Here is a 10,138-nt window from a genome sequence, read left to right as displayed (position 1 = left end):
GGGTGTAGAGCGACTTCGAGGCGTGGACGTCGATGTAATAGTTGCCCTTGACCCGGCAGGTGTGGATGTGGCGCTGCACCTTGCTGCCATCGGGCGCAAGGTTGACGGTATATTCCTGAAGCGCCGCTTCGCCGCGCTTGCCTGCCTTGATCTCCACCTTGGTGATGAACGGCGCCTTGGCGCGCTGTTCGAACACACGCTTGCAGCTCGCCATCGTGGCGGGGGCTTGGGCGTTTACGACGATCACCGAGACGATCACCGAGCGATCCTCGCTCATGAAATAGAACGACTGGCGATCGGGATTGGCCTTGTCCGCCTGCGCGGGCTTGAGGCCGGGGAGGCTCAGCGAGAGGTGCCACTTTTCCCTGCCAAAGTGCAGGTCGGGCAAGGCGGCGCTTTCGGCCACCAACGGGGCGGCAAATGTGGCGGCAGCCATGCCGAAGATTGCCAGAATGCGCATCTGCCTCAACTATTTGCTCGGCTTCTTCGATTTCTTACTCTTGCTGGCATAGTAATCGGAAACATCCACCTTCACCTTGTCCATATATTCGGTGAAATAGGTTTGAACTTCCGAAAAATATGCCTGGTTTGCGGCTGCTACCGAAGGATCTGCAATGGCCTTCGGGCCAATTTGCAGAAATTTCGCGCCGGATGCCGTCTGCGCAAAGGTGCGAACGTTCCGTAAGTCTGAGATCTCGAAATTTCGCGCATAAGCACAGGCCATCGCGTTCATTATATTTGGAATATGCTTGTTCACGACCGGCATGATCCGGTCCGCGAATTGATCGAGGTCCTTGCTCAGGATCGCTCTGAGGCCTTCGTCCTCGATGGCGCTGCCCCAAGTAACCTGCATCTGGTGGCTCAGGGCGTCCATCATCTGACGCATGGTTGCTTCGCGCTGTTCAGGCGGGAACTGTATTGCGACAATATCGTTTGCCACGGCAAGCGCATCAGGATCGACCTGGCCACCCGCGCAATTCGGCGCTGAGGTAACCGCGCCCTGCGCCGCAGCGGGCGCGGCCACAGACAAGGTAACCGCTATCGCTGCTGCGCGCAGTGCTGTCCGCATGAAAATCCCTTACTGATCCAGGAACGAGCGCATCTTGCGTGACCGGCTCGGGTGCTTGAGCTTGCGCAGCGCCTTGGCTTCGATCTGGCGGATGCGTTCGCGGGTCACCGAGAACTGCTGGCCGACTTCTTCCAGCGTGTGATCGGTGTTCATGCCGATGCCGAAGCGCATGCGCAGCACGCGTTCCTCGCGCGGGGTGAGGCTGGCAAGGACGCGGGTGACTGTTTCCTTGAGGTTCGCTTGGATCGCCGCGTCGACCGGGATGATCGCGTTCTTGTCCTCGATGAAATCGCCGAGGTGCGAATCTTCCTCGTCGCCGATCGGCGTTTCGAGTGAGATCGGTTCCTTGGCGATCTTCATCACCTTGCGGACCTTTTCGAGCGGCATCGACAGGCGCTCGGCCATTTCTTCCGGCGTCGGCTCGCGGCCCTGCTCGTGCAGGAACTGGCGGCTGGTGCGCACCAGCTTGTTGATCGTCTCGATCATGTGGACCGGGATGCGGATCGTGCGGGCCTGGTCGGCGATCGAACGAGTGATCGCCTGCCGGATCCACCAGGTGGCATAGGTGCTGAACTTGTAGCCGCGGCGGTACTCGAACTTGTCGACCGCCTTCATCAGGCCGATGTTCCCTTCCTGGATCAGGTCGAGGAACTGCAAGCCGCGGTTGGTGTACTTCTTGGCGATCGAGATCACCAGGCGAAGGTTGGCTTCCACCATTTCCTTCTTGGCAATGCGTGCTTCGCGTTCGGCCTTTTGCACCATGTTGACGATGCGGCGGAATTCGCTGAGCGCCATGCCGGTGGCCGAGGCAATGTCCGCCACTTCGCTGCGAATGCGTTCGACCGCGTCGGCCTCGTTCGCGGCGAAAGCGGCCCACTTCTTGTCCTTGCCAGCCTGCGCGGCCAGCCAGCCATCGTCGAGCTCGTGCCCGACATAGCTGTCGAGGAAGTCCTTGCGATTGACCTTGTGGCGTTCGGCGAGGCGCAGCATCTGACCGCCAAGCGCGGTCAGGCGGCGATTGAAGGCATAGAGGTTGTCGACCAGGTATTCGATCTTGGTCGCGTGGAACTGCACGCTTTCAACCTGCGCGGTGAGGTCTTCGCGCAGCTGCTGATAGGTCTTTTCCTTGGCGGAAGGAAATTCGGCGCCAAGGCTCATCGCCTCGAGCCGCTCGCCCTGGAGCTTCTCGAACTTGCGGAACAGCGAGGTGATCTCGGCGAACTTTTCGAGCGCGCCGGGCTTCAGTGTGGCTTCCATCTGCGCGAGGCTGAGGGTGTTGTCCTCCTCCTCTTCCTCGACCGGACGGCGGGCGCGGCGTTCGATGCCGTCCTCGTCCTCGTCGTCGGCAGATTCTTCCTCCTCGATGTCTTCCTCTTCCTTGTAGGAAGGGCCGGCGGTGGCTTCGCTGATCTCGCCGTCGCCTTCGACTTCACCGTCTTCGGTAAGGTTTTCGGGCGCAGGCTCCTTCGACAGCATGGCATCAAGATCGAGGATCTCGCGCAGCTGCATTTCACCGGCGTTGAGTGCTTCGGACCACTGGATGATCGCGTGGAAGGTAATCGGGCTTTCGCACAGCCCCAGGATCATGGTGTCGCGGCCGGCCTCGATGCGCTTGGCGATGGCGATTTCGCCCTCGCGGCTGAGCAGTTCCACCGCGCCCATTTCGCGCAGGTACATCCGTACCGGATCGTCGGTGCGCTCGACCGTTTCCTTCTTCTTGACGATGTCCGGGCGTTCGCCAATCGGATCCGGTTCGTCGACTTCGTCGACTTCCTTCTCGTCCGGATCAATCGCGTCCTCGTCGCTTTCGACGATGTTGACGCCCATTTCGCTGATCGCGGACATGATGTCCTCGATCTGGTCGGTCGACATCTGGTCCTGCGGCAGGGCCTCGTTCAGCTCGTCCATGGTGATGACGCCGCGCCGCTTGGCACGCGCAATCAGCTTCTTGATCGAGGCTTCGTTGAGGTCGATCAGCGGCGCGTCGCCGCCTTCGTTACCGCCGCCGTTCAGTTCTTCGTCGTCCATTCTTCCGCCATCGGTTTGGGGGGCAGCCCGATCATGAACCACCCGCTCGCGCGCTCGCCATTTGCCGCAGGCGCGCATCGAATTCCAGCTTTCTCTTCAACAGCCGTTGCTGCTCGGCATAAGCGCCGTCCGAAAGGTCCTGCTCAAAGCGCGCCGTGGCATCGGCCAAAGCGGCTTCCAGCGCCGGTCTTTCGACCAGCAAGCCGACCGCCTGGGCCAGGTCCGCACGGGCCTGATTGGTCGGCGTGTCATCGGCCAGGAAGCCGAAGCGCAGCAGGGCATATTCATCGGGGCTCGGGGCTGCCAAACCCCGCGATGACAATATGGTGGCAAGTGCCGGGGTTTCAAGCGCTTCGCCCGAATCGAGCGCGTCGACCAGCGCGGCAAAGCGCGGATCGGCGAGGTCGGCGCGGGCGAGGGCATCGGCGTGACGCTCGATTTCAGCGGGAAACCGCAGCAATCCGGCCAGGACTGCCGCCGCGAGGGCATCGCGGTTGCCGGTGTGCTGACGCAGACGCGCGGCATTCGCCGGGTCTGCCATTGGGGGCGGCGCGCCGCGCCCGCCTTTATAGCCCGGTCTGAAGCTGCCAGCCGGTTGCCATTCGCGCTGCGCACGCGGCGGGAACGCAAAGGCGGAAAACCGCTCCATCAGCTCGCGCCGATAGAGCGCCTTGATGTCGCCATCGGCGATGGTTTCGACATGGCTATTGAGCCGCGCCTTGAGGCCGGCCTTGTCCTCCGGTGTGGAGAGCGGCACGACGTCACGCTCATGCTCCCACAACACGTCGAGCAGCGACGCGGGCTGGCCCAGCTGGGCTTCCATCGCCCGCGCGCCATCGCGCTTGATCAAATCGTCGGGGTCCATGCCCGCAGGCAGACGGACGATTCGCAAGCTATGCGCCGGACGCAGCAGGGGCAGGGCGCGGGTCACGGCGCGCATTGCCGCGCGCTGTCCGGCGGCGTCGCCATCGAAGCACAGCACCGGGTTTTCAACCAGCCGCCACAGCATCTCGATCTGCCGCTCGGTCAGCGCCGTGCCAAGCGGGGCAACCGCATCGGGAATTCCCGCCGCCGCCAGCGCGATCACATCCATATAGCCTTCGACCACCACGATCCGGCCTGATTGGCGGCTGGCAGGCCCGGCGCGGTGCAGGTTGTAGAGCGTGCGGCCCTTGTCGAAGAGCGGCGTATCGGGCGAGTTCAGGTACTTGGGCGCGTCCGTCTTGGCGGCATCGAGGATCCGCCCGCCAAACGCGATGACACGTCCGCGCGCGTCCTCGATCGGCAGCATCAGGCGGCCCCTGAACCGGTCGTAGGGTTCCTTGTCCTCCACCGCGATGCGCAGGCCGGCCTCGATCAGGAGAGCCTCGGGAAACTGCTTCAGCGCCTCTTTCAGCGCCTGCCGCCCTTCCGGCGCGTAGCCGAAGCCGAAGCGCTGCACCGTATGCGCATCGAACCCGCGCGTGGCGAGATAGGCGCGCGCCTTCGCGCCTTCGTCCGACGCGAGCCGCTCGACAAAGAACGCCTGAGCCGCCGCCATCACATCGTGGAGCGTGCTCTGCTGCTCGGCCCGCTGGGCGGCGCGCGGATCGGGGGCGGGGACTTCCATTCCCGCCTCGGCCGCCAGTTCCTTCACCGCGTCCATGAACGCGAGGCCCCGCTGGTCGGTCATCCAGCGGATCACGTCGCCATGCGCGCCGCAGCCGAAGCAGTGGTAGAAGCCCTTCTGGTCGTTGACCGTGAAGCTGGGCGACTTTTCGTTGTGGAACGGGCAACACGCCTTGAACTCGTGCCCCGCCTTGGTCAGCCGCGTGGTTCGTCCGATCACGCTGGAAAGCGTGACCCGCGCGCGCAGTTCATCAAGCCATTGGGGGGTGAGCATCAGCGCATCTTGTCAGGCAAGCGCGGCTTTGACGAGTCCCGAGGCCTTGCCCATGTCGAGCTGGCTGCCATGCTTCGCCTTCAGCGCGGCGACGACCTTGCCCATGTCCTTCATGCCTTCCGCGCCGACTTCGCCGATGATGGTGGCGATGGCGGCCTTCACCTCGTCCTCGCCCATCTGCTGGGGGAGGAATTCCTCGATCACGGCAAGCTCGGCCTTTTCCACCTCGGCAAGTTCCTGGCGGCCGCCCTGTTCGTAAAGCGTGATTGATTCGCGGCGCTGCTTGGCCATCTTCTGCAGCACGTCGACCACCAGCACATCGTCGTCGGGCACATTAGCGGCGGTGCGCAGTTCGATGTCCTTGTCCTTGAGCTTGGCGAGGATCAGGCGGACGGCGGCAAGGCGCTGCTTGTCGCCCGCCTTCATCGCGGCAACCTGGGCGGACTTGATCGAATCGCGGAGCATGGCGGGTTCTTCCTGTGTGAATTCGTACGTGATTGGGGAAAGCTGCCCTCTAGCGGTCATTTTCCCGGATTCATAGGTTGACGGTGAGGGGTGAGGGGTCTAGCGGGCGAGCCTTAGCAACATCGCCAGAACACCTGCCAACGGAGCGCCTCCCCATGGCCGACGCCGCCTCTTCGCACGCACCTCAACCACAGGGTGCGACGGGAGTCCTTGTGCTTGCCGACGGTCACGTCGCCTGGGGCCGAGGGTTCGGCGCCACCGGCGAGGCCGTGGGCGAAGTGTGCTTCAACACCGCCATGACCGGCTATGAAGAGGTGATGACCGATCCCTCCTATGCCGCCCAGATCGTGACTTTCACGTTCCCTCACATCGGCAATGTCGGCGTGAACGAGGAAGACCTTGAAAGCCACGTCGACGGCGCGGTTGGCTGCGTGGTGCGCGAGGATGTGACAGAGCCTTCAAACTTCCGCTCGGAAGGCGATCTTGGCGCATGGCTCGCGAAGCTGGGCAAGATCGGCCTGGCCGGGATCGATACCCGCGCGCTGACCCGCCGCATCCGCTTGTCGGGTGCGCCCAATGCGGTGATTGCCCACAATCCGCAGGGCAAGTTTGACATTCCCGCGCTGATCAAGCGCGCCGCCGAATGGCCCGGCCTTGAAGGCATGGACCTCGCACGCGTCGTCACCCGGCACGAGGTGGAAAGCTGGGAAGGTGGCGTGTGGTCGCTCGGCAAAGGCTATGCCCGCTCGCCCCACACCCCGCTGCCGCACGTGGTGGCGATGGATTTCGGCGCGAAGGACAACATCTTCCGCAACCTGGTGAAGGCCGGTGCGAAGGTTACTGTCGTGCCCGGCACCACGCCGATCGAAGGCGTGCTGGCGCTGGAGCCGGACGGCGTGTTTCTCTCCAACGGCCCGGGCGATCCGGCCGCGACCGGTTCATATGCCGTGCCGGTGATCCAAGGTCTGCTGGAGCGCGACATTCCGATCTTCGGTATCTGCCTTGGTCACCAGATGCTGGCGCTCGCCGCCGGCGCCAAGACCACCAAGATGCACCAGGGCCACCGCGGCGCGAACCACCCGGTCAAGCGCCTTGCGGACGGCGTGGTCGAAATCACCTCGATGAACCACGGCTTCGCGGTCGATAACTCCGCGCTGCCCGACAATGTCGAGGAAACGCACGTTTCCCTGTTCGACGGTTCGAACTGCGGCATCGCGATCAAGGGCAAGAAGGCCTTTGGCGTACAATATCACCCCGAAGCCAGTCCCGGCCCGATGGATAGCTTCTACCTGTTCCAGAAATTCATCGAGAGCCTCGCGTAATGCCCAAACGCACTGACATCTCCTCGATCCTCGTCATCGGCGCCGGCCCGATCATCATCGGCCAGGCTTGCGAGTTCGACTATTCCGGCACCCAGGCGATCAAGGCGCTGAAGGAGGAGGGCTACCGCGTGGTCCTCGTCAACTCCAATCCTGCCACGATCATGACCGACCCGGACATGGCCGACGCGACCTATGTCGAGCCGATCACGCCTGAAGTCGTCGCCCGGATCATCGAGAAGGAACGCCCCGACGCGGTCCTGCCGACCATGGGCGGGCAGACCGCGCTCAACACCGCGCTGGCGCTGTTCAACGACGGCACGCTGGAAAAGTTCGGCGTTAAGATGATCGGCGCCGATGCCGACGCGATCGACAAGGCGGAAGACCGCCAGCGCTTCCGTGAGGCGATGGACAAGATCGGCCTTGAATCCGCGCGCTCGGGCGTCGCCCACACCGTCGAAGAAGCCTTTGCCGTGCTTGAACGCACGGGCCTGCCCTCGATCATCCGTCCCAGCTTCACGCTGGGCGGCACCGGCGGCGGCGTGGCCTATAACAAGGCCGAGTTCGAGGCGATCGTGAAGAGCGGTCTCGATGCCAGCCCGACCACCGAAGTGCTGATCGAGGAATCGCTGCTCGGCTGGAAGGAATACGAAATGGAGGTCGTGCGCGACCGCCATGACAATTCGATCATCATCTGCTCGATCGAGAACGTCGATCCGATGGGCGTCCACACGGGGGACTCGATCACCGTCGCCCCGGCGCTGACGCTGACCGACAAGGAATACCAGATCATGCGCTCGGCCTCGCTGGCCGTGCTGCGGGAAATTGGTGTCGAAACAGGCGGTTCGAACGTGCAGTTCGCAGTCAACCCGAAGGACGGGCGGCTGATCGTGATCGAGATGAACCCGCGTGTGTCGCGTTCCTCTGCGCTGGCATCCAAGGCCACCGGCTTCCCGATTGCGCGCGTCGCGGCGAAGCTGGCGGTAGGCTATACGCTGGACGAGTTGACCAACGAGATCACCGGGGCCACCCCGGCGAGCTTCGAACCCAGCATCGACTACGTTGTTACCAAGATCCCGCGCTTCGCCTTCGAAAAGTTCAAGGGGTCCGAGCCGCTACTCTCCACCGCGATGAAGTCGGTCGGCGAGGTCATGGCGATTGGCCGCAACTTCAAGGAATCGATGCAGAAGGCCCTGCGCGGCCTTGAAACCGGGCTCGATGGGTTCAACCGCGTGCTCCACCTTGAAGGCGCGGGCCGCGACGAAATTACGGCCGCGCTGTCGCGCCAGACGCCGGACCGGCTGCTGATCGTCGGCCAGGCCTTCCGCGAAGGCTTCACCGTCGATGAAGTCCACGCGATCACCCATTACGACAAGTGGTTCCTGCGCCACATCGCCGAGATCATCGCCGAAGAGGCGGCGATCATGGAGAACGGCCTGCCGACCGATGCGGCCGGGCTGCGCCGCCTCAAGGCGATGGGCTTTTCGGACAAGCGCCTCGCGGTGCTGGCGGTGCGCGGCGTCCACGTGGCGGGCGGGCTGGGCGAAACCCAGGCGCGGAGCTCGGGCCTGCTCCACGATGCGCTCAAGATGATGGCCGGCGCCACCAGCGAGGAAGAAGTGCGCGCGCTGCGCCACAAGCTGGGCGTCCATCCGGTGTTCAAGCGGATCGACAGCTGCGCCGCCGAGTTCGAGGCAATCACGCCCTATATGTACTCGACCTATGAAGGCCCGCTGTTCGGCGCGCCGGAGTGCGAGGCTGCCCCTTCTAACGCCAAGAAGATCGTGATCCTTGGCGGCGGTCCGAACCGGATCGGGCAGGGGATCGAGTTCGACTATTGCTGCTGCCACGCCTGCTTCGCGCTGGAAGAGGCGGGCTATGAAACGATCATGGTCAACTGCAACCCGGAAACGGTTTCGACCGACTATGACACCTCCGACCGCCTCTATTTCGAGCCGCTGACGGCCGAGGACGTGCTGGAGATCCTGCGGGTCGAACAGCAGAACGGCCAGCTGGTCGGCGTGATTGTGCAGTTCGGCGGGCAGACCCCGCTGAAGCTTGCACAGGCGCTGGAAGATGCCGGGATTCCGATCCTCGGCACCTCGCCCGACGCGATCGACCTGGCCGAAGACCGCGAGCGGTTCTCGGCCCTTGTCGAAAAGCTGGACCTCAAGCAGCCCGCCAACGGCATTGCCCGCAGCCGCGACGAAGCCGTGGCCGTGGCGAACCGCATCGGCTTCCCCGTGCTGATCCGCCCGAGCTATGTGCTCGGTGGCCGCGCGATGGAAATCGTCGACAGCGTCGCCCAGCTTGACGACTACATCGCCACCGCGGTGCAGGTTTCGGGCGATAGCCCGGTGCTGATCGACCAGTACCTGCGCGATGCGATCGAGTGCGACGTCGATGCGCTGTGCGACGGCGATCAGGTGGTTGTCGCGGGCGTGATGCAGCACATTGAGGAAGCCGGGATTCACTCGGGCGATAGCGCCTGCACCCTGCCGCCCTACAGCCTGCCGGCCGAAATCATCGCCGAGATGGAGCGTCAGGCCCACGCCCTCGCGCTCGCGCTGGGCGTGAAGGGGCTGATGAACATCCAGTTCGCGGTCAAGGACGGTGACGTTTACCTGATCGAGGTGAACCCGCGCGCCAGCCGCACGGTGCCGTTCGTCGCCAAGGCGATCGGCCAGCCGGTCGCAAAGATCGCGGCGCGGGTTATGGCGGGCGAAAAGCTCTCCACCTTCCCGCCGTTCAAGCGCGAGCTGGACTACATGGCCGTCAAGGAAGCCGTGTTCCCCTTCGCCCGCTTCCCCGGCGTCGATCCGGTGCTGTCGCCCGAAATGAAGTCGACCGGCGAAGTCATGGGCATCGACGGCAACTTCGCCGTGGCCTTCGCCAAGAGCCAGCTGGGCGCGGGCACCCGCCTGCCCGATGGCGGCGTGGTGTTCGTCTCGGTCAAGGAAACCGACAAGCCGGTGATCCTGCCTGCGGCCAAGCAGCTGGTGGAGCTGGGCTTCACCCTGATCGCCACCGGCGGCACGGCGCGCTTCCTGAGCGAGGCCGGGGTGCCGGTAGAACGCGTCAACAAGGTGGCCGAAGGGCGTCCGCATATCGTCGATAAGATCATCGACGGCGAAGTGGCGCTGATCATCAACACCACCGAGGGGTGGCAAAGCCTCAAGGACTCGCAATCGATCCGCGCTTCGGCGCTGACCGGCAAGGTGCCGTATTACACCACGGCAGCGGCTTCGGTTGCCGCGGCCCAGGCTATCGCGGCGCTGCGCGGCGCGAAGCTTGAAGTGCGGTCATTGCAGGATTATTATAGCAACTGAACAATCGCGCCTCCCCCCAAATCGCGACTGGCCTGGCCCGCCTCCC

At 63.9% G+C, this 10,138-nt stretch carries 7 protein-coding genes; 2 read left to right on the top strand and 5 right to left on the bottom strand.

Annotation, left to right across the window (positions count from 1 at the left end):
• The 5 genes from ACE3SN_RS06620 to ACE3SN_RS06600 form a co-directional block, all read right to left on the bottom strand.
• The coding region (locus ACE3SN_RS06620) for a hypothetical protein (protein ID WP_374528627.1) at positions 1-460 on the bottom strand (460 nt) is incomplete at its 3' end.
• A 9-nt stretch (positions 461-469) separates the two neighbouring features.
• The gene (locus tag ACE3SN_RS06615) at positions 470-1,069 is read right to left on the bottom strand and encodes a hypothetical protein (RefSeq protein ID WP_374528626.1); all 600 of its coding nucleotides are present in this window, start codon (positions 1,067-1,069) and stop codon (positions 470-472) included.
• A 9-nt stretch (positions 1,070-1,078) separates the two neighbouring features.
• Entirely contained in the window at positions 1,079-3,097 is a 2,019-nt protein-coding gene (rpoD, locus tag ACE3SN_RS06610; RefSeq protein WP_374528625.1) for an RNA polymerase sigma factor RpoD, read from the bottom strand.
• Positions 3,098-3,128: 31 nt separating this feature from the next.
• Positions 3,129-4,979 carry a DNA primase gene (gene dnaG, locus ACE3SN_RS06605; protein WP_374528624.1) on the bottom strand — a complete coding sequence of 617 codons (1,851 nt, stop codon included), beginning with the start codon at positions 4,977-4,979 and terminating at the stop codon, positions 3,129-3,131.
• Positions 4,980-4,991: 12 nt separating this feature from the next.
• Positions 4,992-5,444 carry a GatB/YqeY domain-containing protein gene (locus ACE3SN_RS06600; RefSeq protein WP_374528623.1) on the bottom strand — a complete coding sequence of 151 codons (453 nt, stop codon included), beginning with the start codon at positions 5,442-5,444 and terminating at the stop codon, positions 4,992-4,994.
• A gap of 155 nt (positions 5,445-5,599) precedes the next feature.
• Between ACE3SN_RS06600 and carA the strand changes: the two genes are divergently transcribed.
• Together carA and carB are read left to right on the top strand one after the other, a co-directional pair.
• Positions 5,600-6,766 (top strand): glutamine-hydrolyzing carbamoyl-phosphate synthase small subunit, encoded by a 1,167-nt coding sequence (carA, locus tag ACE3SN_RS06595; protein WP_374528622.1) that lies wholly within the window; start codon positions 5,600-5,602, stop codon positions 6,764-6,766.
• A complete protein-coding gene (gene carB / locus ACE3SN_RS06590; RefSeq protein ID WP_374528621.1) occupies positions 6,766-10,092 on the top strand; it encodes a carbamoyl-phosphate synthase large subunit in 3,327 nt (1,108 codons plus the stop codon). The genes carA and carB overlap by 1 nt, the downstream gene beginning before the upstream one ends.
• Positions 10,093-10,138: the final 46 nt, after the last annotated feature.

It is taken from the genome of Novosphingobium sp., from assembly GCF_041915465.1.
In the GTDB taxonomy this organism is placed as follows: Bacteria; Pseudomonadota; Alphaproteobacteria; order Sphingomonadales; family Sphingomonadaceae; genus Novosphingobium.
The sequence above is the reverse complement of the archived record's forward strand: the minus strand, read 5'-3'. Positions and strand labels throughout refer to the sequence as shown.